Annotated in this window: 20 protein-coding genes; 16 read left to right on the top strand and 4 right to left on the bottom strand. The window is 67.4% G+C overall.

From position 1 onward, the window contains the following. The first annotated feature begins 147 nt into the window (after positions 1 to 147). The 14 genes from F623_RS0107645 to F623_RS0107580 all read left to right on the top strand — a co-directional run bounded on the left by F623_RS0107645 (position 148) and on the right by F623_RS0107580 (position 14,353). Positions 148 to 663 (top strand): cytochrome c, encoded by a 516-nt coding sequence (locus F623_RS0107645; RefSeq protein WP_018861932.1) that lies wholly within the window; start codon positions 148 to 150, stop codon positions 661 to 663. A gap of 166 nt (positions 664 to 829) precedes the next feature. Beyond that, complete coding sequence (gene rpsF / locus F623_RS0107640) at positions 830 to 1,234, top strand: 30S ribosomal protein S6 (RefSeq protein WP_012983301.1); 405 nt, start codon at positions 830 to 832, stop codon at positions 1,232 to 1,234. 42 nt (positions 1,235 to 1,276) lie between these two features. After that, positions 1,277 to 1,501: a 30S ribosomal protein S18 gene (gene rpsR, locus F623_RS0107635; protein ID WP_012983300.1), complete on the top strand. Its 225-nt coding sequence runs from the start codon at positions 1,277 to 1,279 to the stop codon at positions 1,499 to 1,501. Between the two features lie 31 nt (positions 1,502 to 1,532). After that, positions 1,533 to 2,480, top strand: a complete 948-nt coding sequence (locus tag F623_RS0107630) for a hypothetical protein (protein ID WP_018861931.1) — start codon at positions 1,533 to 1,535, stop codon at positions 2,478 to 2,480. Positions 2,481 to 2,547: 67 nt separating this feature from the next. Beyond that, positions 2,548 to 2,997, top strand: coding sequence for a 50S ribosomal protein L9 (gene rplI / locus F623_RS0107625; protein WP_018868427.1), 450 nt, complete (start codon positions 2,548 to 2,550; stop codon positions 2,995 to 2,997). Between the two features lie 85 nt (positions 2,998 to 3,082). Further along, a complete protein-coding gene (gene dnaB, locus F623_RS0107620; protein WP_018868428.1) occupies positions 3,083 to 4,444 on the top strand; it encodes a replicative DNA helicase in 1,362 nt (453 codons plus the stop codon). An 8-nt stretch (positions 4,445 to 4,452) separates the two neighbouring features. Beyond that, positions 4,453 to 5,562, top strand: coding sequence for an alanine racemase (gene alr / locus F623_RS0107615; RefSeq protein WP_018868429.1), 1,110 nt, complete (start codon positions 4,453 to 4,455; stop codon positions 5,560 to 5,562). 348 nt (positions 5,563 to 5,910) lie between these two features. Beyond that, positions 5,911 to 7,116, top strand: a complete 1,206-nt coding sequence (locus F623_RS0107610) for an O-succinylhomoserine sulfhydrylase (RefSeq protein ID WP_018868430.1) — start codon at positions 5,911 to 5,913, stop codon at positions 7,114 to 7,116. Positions 7,117 to 7,143: 27 nt separating this feature from the next. Beyond that, a complete protein-coding gene (gene cls / locus F623_RS0107605) occupies positions 7,144 to 8,616 on the top strand; it encodes a cardiolipin synthase (RefSeq protein ID WP_018868431.1) in 1,473 nt (490 codons plus the stop codon). Between the two features lie 160 nt (positions 8,617 to 8,776). Next, on the top strand, positions 8,777 to 9,145 hold the full coding sequence (locus F623_RS0107600) for a hypothetical protein (protein ID WP_018861925.1): 369 nt from the start codon (positions 8,777 to 8,779) through the stop codon (positions 9,143 to 9,145). A 108-nt stretch (positions 9,146 to 9,253) separates the two neighbouring features. Then, a complete protein-coding gene (locus F623_RS13590; protein ID WP_018861924.1) occupies positions 9,254 to 9,385 on the top strand; it encodes a hypothetical protein in 132 nt (43 codons plus the stop codon). Between the two features lie 12 nt (positions 9,386 to 9,397). Continuing rightward, positions 9,398 to 11,905, top strand: a complete 2,508-nt coding sequence (locus tag F623_RS0107590) for a heavy metal translocating P-type ATPase (RefSeq protein ID WP_018861923.1) — start codon at positions 9,398 to 9,400, stop codon at positions 11,903 to 11,905. After that, a complete protein-coding gene (locus tag F623_RS0107585) occupies positions 11,902 to 13,488 on the top strand; it encodes a multicopper oxidase family protein (protein ID WP_018868432.1) in 1,587 nt (528 codons plus the stop codon). The genes F623_RS0107590 and F623_RS0107585 overlap by 4 nt, the downstream gene beginning before the upstream one ends. A 28-nt stretch (positions 13,489 to 13,516) precedes the next feature. Beyond that, a complete protein-coding gene (locus tag F623_RS0107580; protein WP_018868433.1) occupies positions 13,517 to 14,353 on the top strand; it encodes a ferritin-like domain-containing protein in 837 nt (278 codons plus the stop codon). A gap of 823 nt (positions 14,354 to 15,176) precedes the next feature. Here F623_RS0107580 and F623_RS0107575 read toward each other — a convergent pair. After that, positions 15,177 to 15,932, bottom strand: coding sequence for a UDP-2,3-diacylglucosamine diphosphatase (locus F623_RS0107575; RefSeq protein WP_018868434.1), 756 nt, complete (start codon positions 15,930 to 15,932; stop codon positions 15,177 to 15,179). An 8-nt stretch (positions 15,933 to 15,940) separates the two neighbouring features. Beyond that, positions 15,941 to 16,456: a peptidylprolyl isomerase gene (locus tag F623_RS0107570; RefSeq protein ID WP_018137548.1), complete on the bottom strand. Its 516-nt coding sequence runs from the start codon at positions 16,454 to 16,456 to the stop codon at positions 15,941 to 15,943. Positions 16,457 to 16,967: 511 nt separating this feature from the next. Here F623_RS0107570 and gltX point away from each other — a divergent pair. Further along, complete coding sequence (gltX, locus tag F623_RS0107565) at positions 16,968 to 18,395, top strand: glutamate--tRNA ligase (RefSeq protein ID WP_018868435.1); 1,428 nt, start codon at positions 16,968 to 16,970, stop codon at positions 18,393 to 18,395. 9 nt (positions 18,396 to 18,404) lie between these two features. On the opposite strand, the gene xseA is transcribed toward gltX, so the two are convergent. Next, on the bottom strand, positions 18,405 to 19,820 hold the full coding sequence (gene xseA, locus F623_RS0107560) for an exodeoxyribonuclease VII large subunit (RefSeq protein WP_018868436.1): 1,416 nt from the start codon (positions 19,818 to 19,820) through the stop codon (positions 18,405 to 18,407). Positions 19,821 to 19,857: 37 nt separating this feature from the next. Continuing rightward, positions 19,858 to 20,613, bottom strand: coding sequence for a DUF4197 domain-containing protein (locus F623_RS0107555; protein ID WP_018868437.1), 756 nt, complete (start codon positions 20,611 to 20,613; stop codon positions 19,858 to 19,860). 201 nt (positions 20,614 to 20,814) lie between these two features. Between F623_RS0107555 and guaB the strand changes: the two genes are divergently transcribed. Beyond that, positions 20,815 to 22,275: an IMP dehydrogenase gene (guaB, locus tag F623_RS0107550; RefSeq protein ID WP_018868438.1), complete on the top strand. Its 1,461-nt coding sequence runs from the start codon at positions 20,815 to 20,817 to the stop codon at positions 22,273 to 22,275. The last annotated feature ends 51 nt before the right edge of the window (positions 22,276 to 22,326 follow it).

Raw genomic sequence — 22,326 nt, 5'->3', positions numbered from 1 at the left:
GTTTGGGCCTTTGAGCGCGAGAACGCCCGCCGAACCCCCCAATCCCCCGCCGAAGACCTGACGCGTTGTGCGTCCAGGATGTCCTGGCGGGCATCCGTTTTCGTTTTCGAGTGAGAGGGATTCAACATGCCAAAGAAAAACCGAACCATGGTCCGTGCCCTGGCGGGCCGTCCGCACCCGGCGCTTGACCGGAAGGGCGCGGGAAGAGGAGCGTTCATTATCACCCGGTCCACCCTGGCCACCGTGGTCGTGGGGCTGAGCCTGGTCCTCGCGGGATGTGGCGATGAAGCCTCGGATGCGGCACAGCAGGAGCGCGCGCCCTATCCCATCCAGGGCATTAATATCGAACTGGTGGGGGATCCACAGGTCGGGCGGGAGCGCTTCGCACAGAGCTGTGCGGAGTGTCATGGCGCCGATGCCCGCGGTACCGAGCAGGGGCCCGCGCTGATCCACCGGATCTACGAGCCGTCCCATCATGCCGATGTCACGTTCTTCATCGCGGTCGAGCGCGGGGTGATCGCGCACCACTGGGAGTATGGCGACATGCCGCCGGTCCCCGGGCTGGATCACCAGGATGTGGCGGATATCGTCGCCTGGGTGCGGCACGAGCAGCGCGACGACGGGATCATCCCGGACGACGAGTGGCCGGTGAACGAGGAGTGAGCCCACCGCCGCGCGTGGCGCGGTGCTGCCGGCGAGGGCCATCGGGCTTGTTGCCGCAGCCCAGTTCGTTTAAGGTATCGCGCCTTTCCGTCTGCCGGTTTTTCCGGCGGGCGGCATCCTTGCCTCACCGCGTGGACGGGAGGCTGATACCCGCAAGGAGTCGAAAATGCGTCATTACGAAGTTGTGTTCCTGGTCCACCCGGACCAGAGCGAGCAGGTCCCGGCGATGATCGAGCGCTACAAGGGCCTGGTCGAAGGTCACGAGGGCAAGATCCACCGTCTGGAAGACTGGGGCCGTCGTCAGCTGGCCTACCCGATCCAGAAGCTGGTCAAGGCCCACTACGTGCTGATGAACATCGAGGCCTCGGAAGAGGCGCTGGAAGAACTGGTCAGTGCCTTCCGGTTCAACGATGCCGTGCTGCGCCACCTGGCCATGCGCATGGAAGAGGCCGTCACCGAAACCTCCCCGCTGGCCAAGGGCCAGGAAGAGGAAGGTGCCAAGGGCCGTCGCCGCGAGCGTGACGACGAAGGTGGCCAGGCCGCCTCCGACGACTCGGCCTCCGCCGAGTAAGCCCCGCCCGTCCGTTGACCGAATTTTCGAAGGAGATCTGAAATGGCCCGTTTTCCGCGTCGTCGCAAATACTGCAAGTTCACCGCCGAAGGCATCGATTACATCGATTACAAGGACCTGAACCTGCTGAAGGGTTTTGTAACCGAGACCGGCAAGATCGTGCCCAGCCGCGTCACCGGTACCAGCGCGAAGTATCAGCGCCAGCTGGCCACGGCCGTGAAGCGCGCGCGCTACCTCGCGCTGCTGCCGTACAGCGACAACCACTGATCCGCGCTCCGGTTCGCCCGGACGCACGGCCATGCGTGTACTGGCCGAATTCGCGATGAAAAGCCGGGGCCGCGCCGTGGGTGCGGTCTCCGGTTTTGGCGTTGCGGGGCTCTTCCTGCCGCCGATCGCGATCGTCAGCAGTGCCCTGATTGCACTGGTCGGTCTGCGTGTCGGCCTGGGGCAGGCTCTGCTCGTCGCCGCGCTGTCGGCGCTGGTGCTCGGGGCCGCGATGTTCGTGCTGATCCCGGAGGCCCCGCCGATGGCGGGCGTGGCCGCCGGGTTTGTGCAGTGGGCACCTGTGGTCCTGCTGGCCGAGGTCCTGCGCCGTACGGTGTCCTGGCGCATGACGCTGAAGGCCGGCGCGATGGTCGCCGGGCTCGGCGTGCTGGCAGTGCATGCCCTGGTACCGGACGTGCAGACGGCCTGGTCCGAGGCGGGCATGGCCCTGCTGGGACCGCTGGTCGAGGGTACGGATACCGGGCCGCAGGAACTGGAGGCCGCGCTGCGCCGTGCGGCGCCCTACCTGACGGGGCTTTTCGCCGGGATTGTGCTGCTGAGCCTGACGCTGAGTCTGCTGATCGGCCGCTACTGGCAGGCGCTTCTGTACAACCCGGGGGCGTTTGGCGAGGAGTTCCGGGCACTGCAGTTCGGTCGCGCCATGAGCGGCGTGACCGTCGCGCTGGGGCTGATCGGGCATCTCGGTCCGGTGCCGCTGGCCACCGAGCTGGCGTTCATCCTGGGGGTGCTGTTCTTCCTCCAGGGGATCGCGCTGGTGCATGCGCTGACGCATCACCAGAACATGAGCAGCTTCTGGCTGGTAGGCATGTATGTGCTGATGGTGCTGGCCCTGCCCCAGGTGTTTCTGCTGCTGGCGACGATCGGGGTGATCGATGCCTGGGCGGACATCCGCTCGCGTCTGGGCGCGCTGGGCGAGCGCAAGGGTCCGGGTGATGGACCGGGTGGTGACAACAATTCGTGAGGCCGGTCCGCGACCGGTGTAAAATGCCTCGTTTTGGGGCTGACCCAACGTTACAGGAATACCGAAGATGGAAGTCATTCTGCTGGAAAAAATCGATAACCTGGGTGGTCTGGGTGACCGCGTGAACGTGCGCTCCGGCTTCGCCCGCAACTACCTGCTGCCGCAGGGCAAGGCCAAGTTCGCCACCGCGGAGAACATTGCCGAGTTCGAGGCTCGCCGTGCGGAGCTGGAAAAGGCTGCGGCCGAGGCGCTGGCCGCTGCCGAGGCGCGCAAGGCGCAGCTGGAAGGCACCGTTCTGGAGATCACCGCCAAGGCCGGTGGCGAGGGCAAGCTGTTCGGTTCCATCGGCCCCGCCGATATCGCCGATGCCCTGACCGCCAAGGGTACCGAGGTGGAGAAGAAGGAAGTGCGCATGCCGGAAGGCCCGCTGCGCACCACCGGCGAGTTCGAAGTGGGGCTGCACCTGCACTCGGGCGTGGACGTCGATATCCACGTCGTGGTCATCGGCGAGGAGTGATCCTCTCCATGTCGGGAGAGTGGCCACAGGTCGCTGATGCCCGGCAGGCCGGCCGGTTCGGGTGCCCCCGGGCATGAACCGGCCCATGACGCCGAATCCGCGCATCCCGCCGCATTCCGAGGAGGCCGAACAGTCGGTCCTCGGTGGGCTGATGCTGGATAACGCTGCCTGGGACCGGGTGGCGGACCGCATTACCGATGGAGACTTCTATCGCCACGACCATCGCCTGATCTTCCGGGCGGTGGCCGCCCTGGCCGAACGCAACGCCCCGTTCGACATGGTGACTGTCTCGGAGCAGCTCGAGCGAAGCTCCGAGCTGGAGGACGCGGGCGGCATGCCCTATCTGGGGCGCCTGGCGTCCGAAACCCCGAGTGCCGCCAACATCGTCGCCTACGCGGATATCGTTCGCGAGCGCTCCATCCTGCGTTCCCTGATCTCGGTGGGCACCGAGATCGCTGACTCGGCCTTTGTCCCCGATGGCCGGGAATCCAAGGAACTCCTGGACCTGGCGGAGCAGAAGGTCTTCCGCATCGCCGAGCAGGGCGCGCGCGGGTCCCAGGGCTTTCGCGGTATGAAGCCGCTGCTGACCGCCGCGGTCGAGCAGATCGAGCATCTCTACGAGACCCAGAACCCGATCACCGGGGTCGCCACCGGATACGATGACCTGGACCGCCTGACCTCCGGCCTGAACCCCGGTGACCTGGTGATCGTCGCTGGCCGACCTTCGATGGGCAAGACCTCGTTCGCGATGAACATCGCCGAGTACGTGGCGATGAAGAACGCCGAACCGGTCGCGATCTTCTCCATGGAGATGCCTGGCGAGCAGCTCGCGATGCGTCTGCTCTCGTCGATGGGGCGGATCAACCAGCAGAAGCTGCGTTCCGGCCGCCTGGAGGACGGTGACTGGCCGCGGCTGACCAGCGCGGTGCAGATGTTGTCCTCGGCGCCGCTTTTTATCGACGACACCCCGGCACTGTCACCCACCGAGCTGCGTGCCCGTACGCGTCGGCTGATGCGCGAGCACAAGGGGCTCAAGCTGATCGTGGTCGACTATCTACAGTTGATGCAGTTTCCCGGCAGTGGCGAGAGCCGTGCCCACGAGATCTCCGAGATCTCGCGTTCGTTGAAGGCCCTGGCCAAGGAGCTGAACGTGCCGATGATCGCGCTCTCCCAGCTCAACCGCTCGCTGGAACAGCGCCCGAACAAGCGCCCGGTGATGTCCGACCTGCGCGAATCCGGGGCCATCGAACAGGACGCGGACATCATTGCCTTCGTCTACCGGGACGAGGTCTACAACGAAGAATCGCCGGACAAGGGCACAGCCGAGATCATCATTGCCAAGCAGCGTAACGGCCCGATCGGCACGGTGCGCCTGACCTTCCGCGGGCAGTTCACCCGCTTCGAGAACTACGCCCCCGATGTCTACGGCGAGATCGGTCAGGCCTGAGGCAAGGCGTGAGACGCGCGGCCAGCATCCAGCTCCATCCCGAGGCCCTGCGGCACAACCTGGGCGTGGCACGGGAGCTCGCCCCCGGGGTTTCCATGTGGTCGGTGATCAAGGCAGAGGGCTATGGCCATGGGCTGCTGTGGGCGGCCGAGGCTCTCGCCGGGACGAGCGATGGTCTGGCCGTGTCCCAGATCGGCGAGGCGCGGGCCCTGCGCGAGGCGGGGTTTGCCGGTCCGTTGCTGGTGCTGCAGGGGCCCCACGAGACCAGCGAGGTGCGCGCCTGCCACGAGTTGAATCTGGAACCGGTGATCCACGAAGCCTCCCAGCTCGAACATCTGGAAAGCGTGCGGGTTGGCCTGCCCACCGTGTGGGTCAAGCTGAACACCGGGATGAACCGTCTCGGCTTCGACCCGGTCGAGGCCGAAGGTGTGGCCCGTCGTCTCCGCGCGGCAGGACACGGATCCAGGGGGGTGCACTGGATGACCCACCTGGCCTGCGCCGACGAACCCGAACACCCGCAGAATGTCCTCCAGCTGGAGCGTTTCGCCGCGGCGGTTTCGCCGCTCCCGGGTCACGTCAGTGTGGCCAACTCCGCGGCACTGTTTGCGGGCTGGGGTCGGGTGCAGGGACTGGCGCCCGATCGAGTCTGCTGGGCCCGGCCCGGGATCATGCTCTACGGCGTGCACCCGGTCTCCGTCCCGGAGGCTGAGCCACCGGAAGGGCCGCAGGTCGACCTGCGCCCGGCGATGACCGTGCAGGCGCCGATCATCGCAATTCAGCCCCTGGAGCCGGGCAGCACGATCGGCTACGGCGCGACCTGGACCGCTGATGCGCCCGCTCGGGCTGGCATCGTGGCCATGGGCTACGCCGATGGCTATCCGCGCCATGCCCCCTCAGGCACGCCCGTGCGGGTACGCGACCGGATCTGCCCGCTGATAGGGCGCGTGTCCATGGACATGCTGGCGGTGGACCTGACGGATTGTCCCCAGGCCGGGGTCGGCGATCTTGCCACGCTGTGGGGCGAGGGGCTGCCGGTGGAACGGGTCGCGCGCGCGGCTGGCACCATCAGCTACGAGCTGTTGACCCGCGTGGCGGATCGCCTGCAGCCGGCGCGCTGATACACTGTCGCATCCCGGATTCCAGGGAAACACTGATTAATGTATACACTCGCGTTGGCACCCCAGGTTTTCCGAGACCAGGCGCGTCGTGCAGCGGGTAGTGGTTCTACCCGCCCGTTCTCGATTGATTCGGGGCGCAACGCAGGATCGGGGAACCTGGGGTGCCAACCCCACAACGTATTGAGAGCAGGGGCTCGGCCGCCAGTTGTTATCGAAAACGGGCGCGCGCACGGCGTTGCGGCTCCCTTGTACAGAATGACTGCACGGCAGTCACCGCGCCTTGTTCGCACGCAAAAGCGACGAAGCAGCGAGCGTGCACATTAATCAGTGTTTCCCTAGGATGCCGCGATGACCGACTTCGACCCCGACGCTTTTGACCCCAGGGATTACGACCCGCAGACCGTGGCCATCCGGCATGGCTACCAGCGCACGCCGGAGGGCGAGCACTCCGAGGCGATCTTCCCGACCTCCAGCTTCGTATTCGGTTCGGCCGCGGAGGCCGCCGCGCGCTTCGGTGGGGAGGTCCCCGGCAACATCTACTCGCGCTTCACCAACCCGACCGTGCGCACCTTCCAGGACCGACTGGCCGCGCTGGAGGGGGGCGAGGCCTGCGTGGCCACCGCCTCCGGCATGTCCGCGATCCTCGCGACCATGATGGGGCTTTTGAAGGCCGGCGATCACGTGGTCTGCTCGCGTTCGGTGTTCGGCACGACGACGGTGCTGTTCAACAATTACCTCGGCCGTTTCGGCGTGGAGGTCACCTACGTCGAGTTGTCGAACCTCGAGGCCTGGGAGGCCGCCACACAGCCGAACACCCGGCTGTATTTCTGCGAGACGCCGTCCAACCCGCTGGGCGAGGTGGTGGACATCGCCGCGCTGGCGGAGATCGCGCATCGGCATGACGTGCTGCTGGCGGTGGACAACTGCTTCTGCACGCCGATCCTGCAGCGTCCGCTGGATCTGGGCGCCGACATCATTATCCACTCGGCGACCAAGTTCCTCGACGGTCAGGGTCGCTGCCTGGGCGGCGCGGTGGTCGGCGACGCCGAGCGTGTCGGAAAGGACGTCTACGGCTTCCTGCGCACGGCCGGCCCGACGCTGTCGCCGTTCAACGCCTGGGTGTTCCTGAAGGGGCTGGAGACCCTGGCCCTGCGCATGCGCGCCCACAGCGACAACGCCCTGACCCTGGCGCAGTGGCTGCAGGCCCACCCGAAGGTCACCGCGGTGCATTATCCGGGGCTGGCGGACCATCCGCAGCACGTGATCGCGAAGCGCCAGCAAAGCGGGTTCGGCGGTGTGCTGAGCTTCGAGGTCGCCGGTGGACGCGAGGCCGCCTGGTCGGTGATCGACGCCACGAGGTTCCTGTCGATCACCGCAAATCTGGGCGATACCAAGAGCACCATCACCCACCCGGCCACCACCACCCACGGCCGCGTGGACCCGGACAAGCGCGAGGCCCAGGGCATTACCGAGGCCCTGGTGCGGGTTGCCGTGGGGCTGGAGGCGGTCGCCGACATCCAGCGCGACCTGGCCCGCGGGCTCGACGCGCTCTGACGCCGGAGCCGGATCGACCGCACGGGCATGTCCAATCCTAGATCCGGTGATGTCCATCCGAAGCTGCGGCGGCGCCCGCGCTGGCGGATCCTGCTGACGGTTGTTATTGGCTTCCACCTGCTGGGATTTCTGTCATCGCTGGATGCGCTGATGTCCACCCGCACGCCGCAGGGCGCGGTGGCCTGGATCGTGTCGCTTAACACCGTCCCCTATGTGGCCGTCCCGGCCTACTGGGTATTCGGCGCCAGCGAGTTTCGCGGCTACGTGGTGGCGCGCCGCGACGAGGATTCCAGCCTGGCTCGGGCCCTGCAGCCGAAGACCGAGGAGCTGTGGTCGCACCAGTACATCGCACAAGAGCCGAGCAAGCACCTGGACGGCGTACAGCGGCTCGCCCGCTGGCCGTTCCTGCACGGCAACGAGGTCGAGCTCCTGGTGGATGGCGAAGCGACCTTCGACAGTATCTTTCAGGGGATCGAGGAGGCCGAGCGCTACCTGCTGGTGCAGTTCTATATCGTGCGCGACGACGCGATCGGGCGCGAACTCCAGCGGCGGCTGGTGGAGCGGGCGCAGGACGGGGTCGAGGTCTACTTCCTGTATGACGAGATCGGCAGCTACCGTCTGCCCGGGAACTATCTGGACACCCTGCGCGAGGCGGGGGTGCATGTGCAGCACTTCCACTCCACCCGCGGGCGGGGCAATCGCTTTCAGCTGAATTTCCGCAACCACCGCAAGATCGTGGTGGCCGATGGCGAACAGGGCTGGGTCGGTGGCCTGAACGTGGGGGACGAGTACCTCGGGCGGGACCCGAAGATCGGGCCCTGGCGCGACACCCACCTGCGTATCGAGGGGCCGTCCGCCCTGGCCCTGCAGTCGGTTTTCCTGGAGGACTGGCACTGGGCCACCGAAGAGATCCCGGAGCTGGAATGGCAGCCGGCAACCATGGCGGACGATGGTGTCCCGGTGCTGATCCTGCCCTCCGGCCCGGCCGACGAGTTCGAGACCGCCAGCCTGATGATGCAGCAGGCGATCCACGCGGCCGAGCGACGCATCTGGATCGCCAGCCCGTACTTCGTGCCGGACGAGGGTGTGCAGGGCATGCTCAAGCTGGCCGCGCTCAGTGGCGTCGACGTGCGCGTGCTGATCCCCGAGGTCACCGACAACCCGTTGACCACGCATGCGGCCTACGCTTTCCTGGGCCCGCTGCTGGACGCCGGCGTGCGCGTCTACCGCTATCAGGAGGGCTTCCTGCACGGCAAGGCCTTCGTGGTGGACGACATGGGCGCGGCGGTGGGGACCGTGAACCTGGACAACCGTTCGTTCCGGCTGAATTTCGAGGTCACCGCGCTGGTGATGGACCCGGGGTTTGCCCACGAGACGGCGCGCATGTTCGAGGCCGATTTCGCCCGCTCGCGCGAGATGACCCGGCAGGACGTGGACGACCTGCCGCTGTGGCGCCGCGTGGCCGCGCGGGCTGCCTATCTGCTGGCGCCGGTGCTGTAGATGTGGCGTCTCACAAGGTTGTCCTCGGCCTACGCGGGGACAATCTAATGAGGGATTTCAACTAGCGTTCAAGGCAGTGACCGGTAGGCTTGATCTGTGTCATGTGCAGGCGCAGCGCCAGTGCTAGACTTGCACAGAACATGCCGCTTAGAGGCCTGCCGTGTCGCGAGCCCTGCACCATCTGCTGAACCTGTTGATCGTCGCCGCCTTGTTGCTGGCGCCGATCGCCGGTGCGGGGATGATGCACGGCGATGCCCGCGGTGGCATGACGGCGGCGGGCCACTGCCCGGACCAGGGTACCGGATCGCTTTCGGAACCCGTGTCGTTGGACCCTTCCTCGGACCTCGTGATCCAGGCCGAGCCTTCGGCCTGCGAGATGCCCTGCGCGGTCTGTGGCGTCTGCGGGATCTCGGCCCTGCCTTCGCCCGCCGGTACGCCGGTCACCGCGGCGGCACCCGTTCTTGCCTCCCTTCCCGTGGCCATGGGCCCCGGTATCCCTGCAGCACCGGATCTGCGCCCACCGCTCTGATTCCTCCCTGGCCGGGGTTCCGCCCGGCGCCGGGTGGTCGTGGACCACCCGTGCAATGCGTCTTTACGCGCACTGCGTTTTTCACTCTGTCCCCGGGAGGACTACACCATGATGCATGAACAAGGTTTTGGCTGGATGACGGGCCTCGGCTTCGGCCATGGCTGGATTGGTCTCCTGATTCTGGTGCTGCTGATCCTCGGGATCGCGGCCCTGATCAAATATCTGTTCAGCAATCGCTAAAGGAATCGTGCAATGACGACGGAAACGAAGCCAGCGGATGCCCGCGAGGCAGTAGTGATCGTCCCCGGTATGGGGTCGGACCATTGCGCGGGGATTGTGCGCGCGGCGCTGGAGAAGATGCCGGGCGTGGCGTCGGTGGGGACCAATATCGCCCGCCACCGGGTCACCGTGGGATACGATCCCGAGCAGGTGGACCCGCAGGGGTTGCGGGCCGCCGTGGAAGGGGCCGGCTACGATGTTGCTCAGGTCGAGGGCGCGGCGGGCGGTGCCGGTGCGGTGCGTCTGGTGGTACCCGGCATGGGTTCGGATCACTGCGCGGGGATTGTGCGCGGTGCGATCGAGAAGCTGGACGGCATCCAGGCGGTGAGCACCAACATCGGCGATCACCGTGTGACCGTGGAACCCGGTCCCGGAGGCCCCGACGCCGAGGCCCTGCGCGCCGCGGTCGAGGGGGCCGGATATGACGTGGCGGCGGTGGAGACCGAGGAGGCCGGCAGCGAGGCGGACGACGCCGAGATCGACGCCGCCTACCTGAAGCAGGCCTGGCGCCGGCTGTGGATCGCGATGATCCCGACCATCGCGATCATGGTGCTGATGATGCCGCACATGTTCTGGCAGGAGATCCCCGGCTATCTCCTGATCATCGCCGTGCTGGCCTTCCCGGTGGTGTTCATGGCGGGCGGTGCGGCGACCCACCGTTCGTCCTGGCGCGCGCTGAAAAGCGGCAGCCTCAACATGGACGTGCTGATTTCCATGGGCTCGCTGCCGCCCTATCTGATCGGGCTGATCGGCTTCGTCTATCCGATGACCTCGTTCATCGAGATGGCCGCGACCATCATGGCCTTCCACATGCTCGGGCGGTACCTGGAGTACCGCGCCAAGGGCGAAGCCTCCTCTGCGATCCGCAAGCTGCTGGATCTGGGCGCGAAGACGGCCCGGGTCGAACGTGATGGCGAAGAGGTCGAGGTGCCGGTGAAATCGCTGCAGGTGGGCGAGGTGATGATCGTGCGCCCGGGCGAAAAGGTCCCCACCGATGGCGAGGTGGTCTCTGGCGAGAGCACCGTAGACGAATCCATCGCCACCGGCGAGTCGGTACCGGTGGACAAGGGCGAGGGCGATACCGTGCTCGGCGCGACCCTGAACCAGCAGGGGCGGCTGAAGGTGCGTGCGACCCGCGTGGGGGCCGACACCTTCCTGTCGCAGGTGATCCGTCTGGTGAACGAGGCGCAGGGTTCGCGGGTGCCGGTGCAGGAGCTGGCGGACCGCATCACTGCGCGCTTCGTGCCGGCGGTGCTGGTCATCGCGCTGGCGGCGTTCGCGGCCTGGCTGGCGTTCTCCGGGGCGCTGCAGCCGATCCTGATCTGGGGCGAGGGGTTCCTGCCCTGGGTCGACTCGGAGCGGCCGCCGATCGTGCTGGCCATCCTCGCGGCCATTGCCGTGCTGGTCATTGCTTGTCCCTGTGCGCTGGGGCTGGCCACGCCCACCGCCCTGATGGTGGGCTCCGGCATGGGGGCCGAGCGCGGCGTGCTGATCCGGTCGGGCGCCGCGATCCAGACGCTGAAGGACATCCGCGTGATCGTGCTCGACAAGACCGGCACCATCACCCGCGGGCAGCCGGCACTGACCGACGTGATCGCGTCCGAGGACTTTGACGAGTCGCGCGTGCTGCGCGCGGCCGCGGCCGTGGAGGCCGGCTCCGCGCACCCGCTGGCCGAGGCCATTGTGCAGGGCGCGCGCGACCAGGAACTGGCGATCGCCGAGGTCGAACAGTTCCAGTCGCACACCGCGCGCGGGGTGGAGGCCCGCCTCGACGGAGAACGCGTTCTGGTGGGCAGCGAGCGGCTGCTGGAGGAACATGGCCTGGATCCGTCCGGCCTTCTGGAATCGCTGCGGCAGCTCGAGGATGCCGGCAAGACCGCGATGCTGGTGGCCATTGGCGATCGACCGGCCGGCATCGTCGCGGTCGCCGACACGCTCAAGGAAGAGTCACAGGCCGCCATCGAACAGTTGCATGCCCTCGGCATCCGCTGCGTGATGGTGACCGGCGACAACGAGCGCACCGCCAAGGCCGTGGCCGCGCAGGTCGGGATCGACGAGGTCCGCGCCGGCGTGCTGCCGGAGGGCAAGGTCGAGGCGATCCGCGAACTGCAGGCCGAGTACGGTGATCACGTGGCGATGGTCGGTGACGGCATCAACGATGCCCCTGCGCTGCAGCAGGCAAACGTGGGCATCGCGATCGGGGCCGGGGCGGACGTGGCCATCGAGGCCGCCGACGTCACTCTGGTGCGTGGCGAGCTGACCAAGGTCGTCGAGGCCGTGCAACTCTCGCGCATGACGTTCCGCAAGATCGTGCAGAACCTGTTCTGGGCCTGGGGCTACAACACCGCCGCGATCCCCATCGCCGCGGTCGGTCTGCTGCACCCGATGATCGGCGTGATCGCGATGACCGCCAGCTCGCTCTCGGTGATCGGCAACTCCATTCTGCTGCGCCGCAGCATGCCCAAAGGAGAACAATCATGAAACGACGTCAGTTTCTCGGGCTGGCCGCGGCGCTGCCCGTGGTCACCACGTTTGGCGGCTGGACCCTGTTCAACCATGCGGTCTCCGCCCCGCGTTTCGACAATACGCTGTTCCTGCCCGGGAGTGACGGGCCGTTTGCAGTACTGGCGCCCGATGCGCCGTTCACCTTGGTGGCCGAACAGGGGTGGTTGCCGGTGCCGGGCCGTAGCGAGACCCCATTCCTGTGGTACCGCACGCAGGTGAACGGCGCCGACTATCAGAATCCGATCCTGCTGCTGCGTACGGGTGACGAACTGGACGTGACCCTGGACAACCAGCTCGACGAGGGCACCATCATCCACTGGCACGGCCTGCATGTGCCGGGACGGGAGGACGGCCACCCGATCCATACGGTCGACCCCGGGGAGCAGTACGAATACCGCTTCAAGGTGACCAACCGCGGCGGTACCTACTGGTATCACACCCATGCCCACCACCGGACCGCGCGCCAGGCCCACCAGGGGCTGGCCAGCTTCCTGCTGGTCGGGGATGACGACAACGACGCTCTGAACGAGGCACTGGATCTGGAGCTGGGCAGCACCGATCTGCCGCTGGTGCTGCAGGACAAGCGCTTCGACCGGCTCGGGCATCTGGTGTACCGGCCGAATCCGATGCAGGGGATGATGGGGTATCTCGGGGACGAGGTGCTGGTGAACATGACACCGTCCGCCAGCCACGAGGTCGAGCGTCGCATCCATCGCCTGCGCCTGCTGAACGGATCCACCGCCCGGATCTATCGCCTCGCCCTGCGGGCCGATGGCGACGTGGTCCCGTTCCAGGTCATCGGCACGGACGCGGGTCTGCTGGAGTCGCCCCGGGAGGTGAAAGAGGCCTTCCTGTCACCGGGCGAGCGTCTGGAGGTGCTGGTCGACTTCGCGGCCTTTGCCGGGGGCGACCGGGTGGAACTGCACAGCCTCGAATTCGACCCGATGGCCGGCGGCGGCATGATGGGCCGCGGCGGCATGGGAGGAGGCATGGGTCGTGGTGGCATGGGCCGCATGATGGGCGGCGCGATGCACGACGGTGACCCGCTCGCGCTGCTCGAATTCGTGGTCCGCGAGGGCGAGGCCGTGACCGCCCGGGTGCCCGAACGCCTGTCGCGGATCGAGCCCATCGACGTCACCGATGCCGGGGAGCGGGACATCCGCCTGGACATGGCCCCGATGCAGTGGCGCATCAACGGCGAGGTCTATGACCCGGACCGGGTGCCGATCGAGGTCGATGCCAACACGAAGGAGGTGTGGGTCATCCGCAATGCGGACCAGAGCATGCCGCATCCGATGCATATCCATGGCTTCTCGTTCCAGGTTCTGTCGCGCTCCGGTGGCCCCGATTTCGTGCGCGACAGGGCGGTCAATGACGACGGACTGACGGTCGCGGATCTGGGCTGGAAGGATACGGTCCTGCTGTGGCCGGGCGAGACCGTGCGCATCGCCATCGACTTCACACACGACTACGATGGCGACCAGCTCTACGTGTTCCACTGCCACAACCTGGAGCACGAGGACAACGACATGATGGTGAACGTCCGCGTGCGTGCCTGATGGCACGCCTGCACGTACAGGGAGATCCATGGACACGACACCGCGACCGGAGGCGGACCTCTACAGGGCGGCCGGGGCCGCCCTGCTGGAATCCGATCCGGAGGCCAAGTGCGAGCGCGTGCTGGCGCTGATGGACGCCTGGTGGTCCGGTGCGACGGCGCCAACCACGGCGCCACCCCCGCGGCGCCTGGAGGTGCCCGGCCGCCCCGAGCGTCCGGTGCTCGTGCATCCGCGCGAGTTGCCGCGGCGCGGGCTGCACAGCACGGCCGGGCGGGTAGCCCTGGTGCACGCGGTCGCGCATATCGAGTTCAACGCGATCAACCTGGCGCTGGATGCGATCTATCGCTTTCGCGACATGCCGGCACCCTTTGTCAGCGACTGGCTGCAGGTGGCGGCCGAGGAGGCGCGCCATTTCCGGCTGTTGCGTGCGCGGCTCCACGAGCTGGGGGCGGACTACGGCGACCTGCCGGCCCACAACGGGCTGTGGGAGGCCGCACTCGCGACCGACCACGACGTGATGATCCGCATGGCCCTGGTGCCGCGCGTGCTGGAGGCGCGCGGGCTGGACGTCACCCCCGGCATGATCGAGCGCCTGATGGCCGCGGGCGATCACGCAACCGTGGCGCTTCTCGAGATCATCCAGCGCGAGGAGGTCGCCCACGTGGCGATCGGCACGCGCTGGTTCCGCGAGCTGGCCCATGCACGCGGGCTCGATCCCGAGCCGCTGTTCCTCGAGCTGCTGGCCGAGTACATGCCGGGCCGCGTACGCCCGCCCTTCGCCCACGCCGCCCGCCGCGCCGCCGGCTTCACCGACTCCGAGATGGCGCAACTGGAGGCCCAGGCCACCACCGAAACGTCGCCATAACCCCGACCGCCTGCCTTGATGAGGCTGGTCCTGGTTCGTCATCCGGTGTTTACGGTGGCTTTGGTCCGCCGCCTGCCAAGCGCTGTCTCGGCAGCGCACCCCGAGGTACTTTCTTGCTTGCCCAAGAAAGTACCCAAAGAAGGGCACCCGGATTCCGCCCGGGGACCTTGCTCCAGGGCCCTCGGGCCGGCGGCGCTGAAACTCGCTTCGCTCAGACAGTCAGCGCCTCTCTTCCGTCCCGAGGACCCTTCCGCAAGGGGCTTCATACGGGGGGAGAAGGTCAAGACAACGGCGATCCTCATGTTCTTGCGAATGGATGGAGGCAAGGTATTCCGACATCCTGGGCACGCTCGGCCTGCGGCCATGGCGTGCCGCGCCCGCCAGCGGGCGCCAGACCCCATGTAGGATGCGGATGAGCGCAGCGAATCGCATCAGCGATTAGCCCCGGCGCCGGGATGGTGCGTTTCGCTGTGCTCAACGCACCCTACAGTTCGGGGCTTACCGCAGGTGCTGGAACACCTTCTGTTTGGACCTTCCCTCCCGATATGAGCCCCTTGTGGAGGGCGGGACAGGCCGGAGAAAAGGCGCTGACTGTTTGAGCGAAGCGACAGCGTAGCGAGTTTCAGCGCCGCCGGCCTGGCGCGTCCGGAGCAAGGTTCCCGGGCGAATCCCGGGCGTGTTTCTTGGTTCCTTCTTTGCACGAGCAAAGAAGGAACTCGAGGCGCGCTGGCGAGACAGCGCAGGCAGGCGGCCGGCCGAAGGCACCGTAAACACCGAGTGCCGAGAACGAGGCCCAGCTTTACAACGGCGCGAAGCGCGTGGTTCAGGCGTGAAGCAGGTGCGCGGGGTAGGGGGAGCCGTCCAGCTCGCGCAGGACGGGGCCGGTCGCCGCGACTTCCAGGTAGCCCGGGTGCTTGTCCCAGGCCGGGAGCACGCAGCGCTGCCGCGGCTGCCCGTCGACCCTCAGGCCGTGGATCGCGGGGCGGTGGGTATGGCCATGGATCATCAGCGGGACATCGGCGTCGCGGAAGGTATCCGCTACGGCGTCGGCATTCACGTCCATGATCGCGTCGGCCTTCATCCGGCTGTTGTCACGACTAGTGGCGCGCATGGACTCCGCCTGCCGGATGCGTTCCTCCAGCGGCTGGGCCAGGAAGGCCCGCTGCCATTCGCCGCCGCGCACCTCTTGGCGAAAGGCCATGTGCTCGGTGTCGTCGGTGCACAGGGAATCGCCATGCAGTAGCACGGCGGGTCCGCAGGGCAGGGCCGCGTGCAGCGGCTCGGGCGCCAGCTGCATCCCCGCGCGCGCGGCGTAGTCCGGACCCACGAGAAAATCCCGGTTGCCATGGATGAAGGCCACCGGGCTCTCGAGTGTCTGCAGGGCGTCGGCGAGCTGTTCGGCGGCCGGGAAGCCGGCGTCATCGCCGACCCAGTATTCGAACAGGTCGCCGAGTATGTACAGCGCCGAGGCGTTGCGCGCCGGTCCCTTCAGGAAGGCGAGTGTGGCCTCCAGCAGGGGGCCGGGCTCGCGATCCAGGTGCAGGTCGGAAATGACCAGGGCCGGCGCGCTGGAAGCCACGGGGTGGCTCAGTCCTCGACGCGCTTCACGCTTTCCATCACGACCGGCTCCTGCGGCACATCCTGGTGCATACCGGAACGCCCGGTGGGCACGGACTCGATCTGGCGCACGACGTCCATGCCCTCGGTCACCTTGCCGAAGACCGCATAACCCCAGCCCTGCGCATTCGGGGCCGTGTGGTTGAGGAAATCGTTGTCGTTCACGTTGATGAAGAACTGCGCGGTGGCCGAGTGCGGATCCTGGGTGCGGGCCATGGAGATCGCACCCACTTCGTTCTTCAGGCCGTTGTCCGCCTCGTTGCGGATCGGCTCGCCAGCGGACTTCTGGCTCATGTTCTTGTCGAAGCCGCCGCCCTGGACCATGAAGCCCGGGATCACGCGGTGAAAGATCGTACCGTCGTAGAAGCCGTCATCCACGTAGGACATGAAGTTGGCGACCGTCTCCGGGGCGGCTTCGGCGTTGAGTTCCAGCACGATGCGGCCATGGTTGGTTTCGATCGCGACCTGCGGATTGGTATCGGCCATGGGGGCTCCTGAAAGCAGTAGGGCAAGAAGGGCGGTGGCCAGCACAATGCCAAGCCGGAAACGGGATTGCTGCACGGGACTGGCCCTCCGGATGAATGTCGGGCGGCCATGGTACCCGGCAGGCGGGGTGCCTGCCAGCAACGCTGCTAGGGAGACGCTGATTGAATCGCGCGTCCGCGCTCAAGTCGCTTTTGCGTGCGAACAAGGCGCGGCGACTGCCGTGCAGTCATTCTGCACAAGGGAACCGCAACGCCGTTCCCGCGCCCGTTTTTGATCAACAACGGGCGGCCGAGCCCCTGCTTTCAATGGCTTGTGGGGTTGGTGCCCCCCTGTTCCCCGATCCTGCGTTGCGCCCCGCATTCATCAAAAACGGGCGGGTAGAACCACTACCCGCTGCACGACGCGCCTTGTCTCGGAAAACAGGGGGCACCAACGCGGACGTGCGATTCAATCAGCGTCTCCCTAGGGCCACGGCCAGCCCGGCTGGTGGCCCGCGAGGTGCTCCGCTACCATGCGCGCGATGACGACACCGCCGACCAAGACCCGTTTCGCGCCCAGTCCCACGGGGCTCCTCCATCTGGGCAACGTGCGCACCGCGTTGTTCAGCGCGCTGTTCGCCCGCTCGCGCGGCGGGCATTTTCTGCTGCGGATCGAGGACACCGACGCCGAGCGCTCGCGCCCGGAGTTCGTGGCCGCGCTGATGCGCGACCTGCGCTGGCTGAAGCTGGACTGGGACGAGGGCGTTGACGCCGGTGGCGATGCCGGACCGTATGCCCAGTCCGAACGTGGCGGGATCTTCGATGGGTATTACCAGCAGTTGATCGATGCCGGTCAGGCCTACCCCTGCTTCTGTTCGCCCGCCGAGCTGGAACGGGGGCGCAAGCGCATGCGCGCCCAGGGCAAGCCGCCGCGCTACCCGGGGACCTGTGCCCATCTGAGCGTGGAGGAGGCCGAGCGGCGCGCGGCCGAAGGGCAGAAACCGACCCTGCGCTTTCGTGTGCCGCTGGGCCGCACGGTCCGTTTCGAGGACGGGGTGCGCGGGCCGGTGAGCTTTCGCACCGACGAGATCGGCGATTTCGTGATCCGCCGCTCCGACGGCACGCCCGCCTTCTTCTTTTCCAATGCGATCGACGACGCCCTGATGGGCGTAACCGACGTGGTGCGCGGCGAGGACCATATCGCCAACACCCCGCGCCAGATGTTGCTGCTGGAGGCGCTGGGGTTGGCGGCGCCGGCCTATCACCACCTGCCGCTGGTGATGGGGCACGACGGTGCGCCGCTGTCCAAGCGCAATGGCTCGGCCAGCGTCGAGGATCTGCGCACGGCGGGCTACCTGCCGCTCGCGATCCTCAACCATCTCGCCCGCCTTGGGCACCGGTACGAGTCGGATGAACTGTTGAGCGTTGAGGAACTGGCGACCGGGTTCAGCCCGGAGCGTATCGGTCACAGCGCTGCACGCCACGATGCACAGCAGCTGGAACACTGGCAGGCCGAGGCCCTGCGCCAGCTGTCCGATCCCGATCTGCTGGCTTATCTCGGGGACTTCGATGTATTCGGGCAGGTGCCAGAGGACCAGCGCCCGGCACTGGCGGGGCTGTTGCGTGACAACATCACCCGCGCCGAGGACGCCCGTATCTGGGTGGAGGCCTTTGCCGCCGATCCGGCCCCGGTGAGCGAGGCGGCCGCCGCCGAGCTGCAGCAGGCGGGTGCCGATTTCTACCGCGCCGCCCTGGATGCCCTGGACGAGGCCGAGGATTTCCCGGCCCTGGCAAAGGCCGTCGGCGCAGCGACGGGTGCGAAGGGGCGCAAGCTATTCATGCCGCTGCGCGCAGCGCTGTCCGGCCAGACGCATGGGCCCGAGCTGCCGCGTATCTTCGAGTATCTGGGGCGCGAGCGGGTACGTGCGCGCCTGAAGGCCGCGCTCCAACAGGCGGGCTGAAGCGCTTTTTCAGTTTCCCTCGGGCGATTTCGTCGCCGTCACCTTCAGTTCGAGCGCGCCGCGCGCCAGGCGAGCCTTCAGCGGCGCGCCGATCTCGGTTCTTGCGGCGTCGCGCAGGACCTGTCCTTGTTCCGTTTGCAGGATCGCATAGCCGCGTTCCAGGACCGCCTGGGGGCCGAGGGCGCTCAGCTGGCGCCGGGTGGCCTGCAGCCGCTGCTGGCGGAGCGTCAGGGCCTGGCGCATCTGGTATTCGAGATCCCGGTGCAGGCGCGCGAGGCGTTCGCGGTGCGTGGGGATGTCGTGTGCCGGGGCGGCGCGCGCGAGACGCTGGTGCAGGTGGTCAAGGCGCATTCGCGCGGAGGCGATGCGGTTGCCGGGCGAGGCCCCGGCCAGGCGCAGGCGTAGATGCTGCAGGCGCTGGCCGGCCTGCTCGTGCCGGCGCTGCCAGGCGCGTTGCAGGCGCTCGTTCTGGTCGTCCAGGCGCTGCGCGTTGCGTTCCATCAGCTGGCGCGGGTGGCGCCGTTCGAGTCGGGTCCACAGGGCGTTCAGCGTCTGCCGGTGCTGGGAAACGCGCTGGGCCGCGAGTGTAGTCATCCGGTCGCGCGCCCGTTCGATCCGGTGGCGCAGGGTGGCGCCATCCGGGCTGACCGCCTCGGCGGCCGCGGTTGGTGTGGAGGCGCGCAGGTCGGCGACGAAGTCCGCAATGGTGGTGTCGGTCTCGTGCCCGACACCCGTCACGACCGGGATCGGCGAGGCCGCGATGGCGCGGGCCACGCTCTCCTCGTTGAACGCCTGCAGGTCCTCCAGCGAACCGCCGCCGCGCGCGAGGATGATCACGTCTACGGTGCCCTCGCGGGCGGCCTGCTCCAGGGCCGCGACGATCTGGCTGGCGGCCTGCGCGCCCTGTACCGCGGTGGGGTAGAGGGTGAAGGGCAGCAGCAGCGGGAAGCGCCGCGCCAGGGTGCGTTCGATATCGTGCCGCACATCGCCCTGGGTGGAGGTGATTACGCCGAGGCGATGGGTCCAGGCGGGGAGGGGCTTCTTCCGGCCGGGGTCGAACAGGCCCTCGGCGGCGAGCTTTTCCTTCAGGCGCTGGAAGGCCGCCAGGAGCTGGCCCTCGCCGGCCGGCTGCAGCTGCTCGACGATGATCTGGAACTGGCCGCGTGCGGCATAGATCCCGGCGCGGCCCTGGATCTGCACGGCGTCGCCATCGGCGAAGCGGGCGGCGTTGCGGGCATTGCCGCGAAAGAGCACGCAGCTCACCGAGCTGTTCTCGTCTTTCAGCGAGAAGTACTGGTGGCCGGAGGCGTACTGGCGCAGGTTGGAGACCTCTCCCTCCACGCGTACCCGGCCCAGGCCGTCGCGCAGCAGGCCGTCCGCGCACTGGTTGAGTTCGGTGACGGTCAGTACGGGGGCGTCGCTCATGAATCAGTGTTTTTCTAAGGATGTGCGTGGCAAGGGGCTACTGGCGCCGGAACACGCGGTGCAAGACATCGGTGCCGCGTCCCTGCGGATTGGCGCGCAGGCGGGCCTCCTCCTCGGCCAGCATGAAGAATAGGCCGTCCATCGCATGCTCCAGGACGTGCTCGACCGGGTCGAAGCGCACGCGTGAGAGGAAGGGGATGTCGCGCATGCGTTCCTTCAGCTCGCCGTAGGTGTCCAGGGCCTGTACCTGCTCCAGACTCTGCTGGATGGCCGGGCGCATGGCCTCGGTGATGCCGACGCGTGCGTGGTATTCGAGATGCCGGGTGGCGGCGTCGTCATTGCCAACCAGGATTTCGCGGGCGTTGTCCAGATCCAGCGCGAACACGGCCCGCACCAGCGGCTCGCGGGCCTCGGGTATGGCGGCCTCGGCGGCCCGGTTCATCCCCTCCTCAAGCTGGGTCAGCGGCGTTGCCATGCCGATGCGGTCCAGCGAGCGCCGAGCGGTCGCGAGCACCTCCGGTAGCGGGATGCGTACGTCCGGGTTGCCGAAGAAGCCGTTGCGCTGGGCCAGGGTCTCCGTGGCCGAATGAGAGGCGATGATCAAGGCCTCGTGTACTGCCTCGATGATCTCGGCCGTACTGAGGTCCGAGGCGTCGGGGCGGCGGGTCAGCGAACGCAGTACCTCCGGGCTGAAGGGCCACCAACTGGCGCGGGCCACCGGTGCCGCGGTGACCGCCATCAGTCCGGGCGCAAGCATCAGGGCAAGCAGGCGGCGGCGGCTCAGGCGGGGCATGAACGGGCTCGGTGGCTTGAAACGAGGATAGCCATCGTAGCAGGGCGCTGACGTTGCGTCTGCCGTGCTGCCGGTCGGGATGCACGGTGCTTGCCCGGTCTGCTTGTCGGGAGGTGGCCGGAAAATTTATACTGACCGGCTATTTATCATGCCGGGAAAAGAATCGATTCTTTCCCCGGCTGGACTGTCCTGGAGCGATGCATGCGGATACTCGGTGAAGCCCTGACCTTCGATGACGTGCTGCTGATCCCGGGGCATTCGAACGTCGTCCCCCGCGATGTCGATCTGACCACGAACATCACCCGCGAGATCCAGTTGAGCGCGCCGGTCGTCTCCGCCGCGATGGATACGGTGACCGAGGCGCGTCTGGCGATCGCCATGGCGCAGGAAGGCGGGCTCGGGATCGTGCACAAGAACATGTCGTTCGAGGCCCAGGCCGCCGAGGTCCAGCAGGTCAAGAAGTACGAGAGCGGGGTGATCAGCGAACCGATCACGATCGGCCCGAGCGCGACGATCGGCGAGGTCGTGGAGCTGACCCAGGCCAATCACATCTCCGGGGTGCCGGTGGTGGACGGCAATGACCTGGTCGGCATCGTGACGTCCCGCGACCTGCGCTTCGAGACCCGCATGGAAGCCCCGGTCACCGAGATCATGACCCCGCGCGCGCGCCTGGTGACCGTTCCCGAGGGCGCGGAAAGGGCCCACGTACTGGAGCTGCTGCACAAGCACCGCATCGAGAAGGTGCTGGTGGTTAACGACGACTTCCAGCTGCGCGGGATGATCACCGTCAAGGACATCCAGAAGTCCACTGAACACCCGAACGCCTGCAAGGATGATCGCGGCCGACTGCGCGTTGGCGCGGCGGTTGGCGTGGGGGCCGGTACCGACGAGCGGGTGGCCGCGCTGGTCGAGGCCGGGGTGGACGTCCTGGTGGTGGATACCGCGCACGGTCACTCGCAGGGCGTGCTGGATCGCGTGGCCTGGGTGAAGAAGCACTATCCGGACGTGCAGGTGATCGGCGGCAACATCGCCACCGCCGCCGCTGCGAAGGACCTGGTGGCGGCCGGCGCCGACGGTGTGAAAGTCGGGATCGGGCCAGGGTCGATCTGCACCACCCGTATCGTGGCCGGCGTGGGCGTTCCGCAGATCACCGCGATCTCGGATGTGGCCGAGGCGCTGAAGGGCACCGGCGTGCCGATGATCGCCGACGGCGGGGTGCGCTTCTCCGGCGATTTGGCCAAGGCCATCGCCGCTGGCGCCAACTGCGTGATGCTGGGTTCGATGTTCGCCGGGACCGAAGAGGCCCCGGGCGAGGTCGAGCTCTACCAGGGACGCTCCTACAAGATCTATCGCGGCATGGGCTCGCTGGGCGCGATGCAGCAGGGCTCCTCGGATCGCTATTTCCAGGACCCCAACAGTTCGGCGGACAAGTTCGTGCCCGAGGGTATCGAGGGCCGCGTGCCGTACAAGGGCTCGATCGTCGCGATCATCTACCAGCTGATGGGTGGGCTGCGTTCGTCCATGGGTTATGTTGGCGCACATGATATCGACGAGATGCGCAGCAAGCCGCACTTCGTGCGCGTGACCGCCGCCGGCATGCGCGAGAGCCACGTGCACGATGTCGCGATTACCAAGGAAGCGCCGAACTACCGTATGGACTGACTCGGCCGCCACGGCCGGGTATCCCCCGACACCCACCGGCCGCCCGGCCGG

The organism is Thioalkalivibrio sp. ALD1 (genome assembly GCF_000381245.1).
In the GTDB taxonomy this organism is placed as follows: domain Bacteria; phylum Pseudomonadota; class Gammaproteobacteria; order Ectothiorhodospirales; family Ectothiorhodospiraceae; genus Thioalkalivibrio.
Note: the sequence above shows the minus strand (reverse complement) of the source record. Positions and strands in the feature narration are given on the sequence as shown.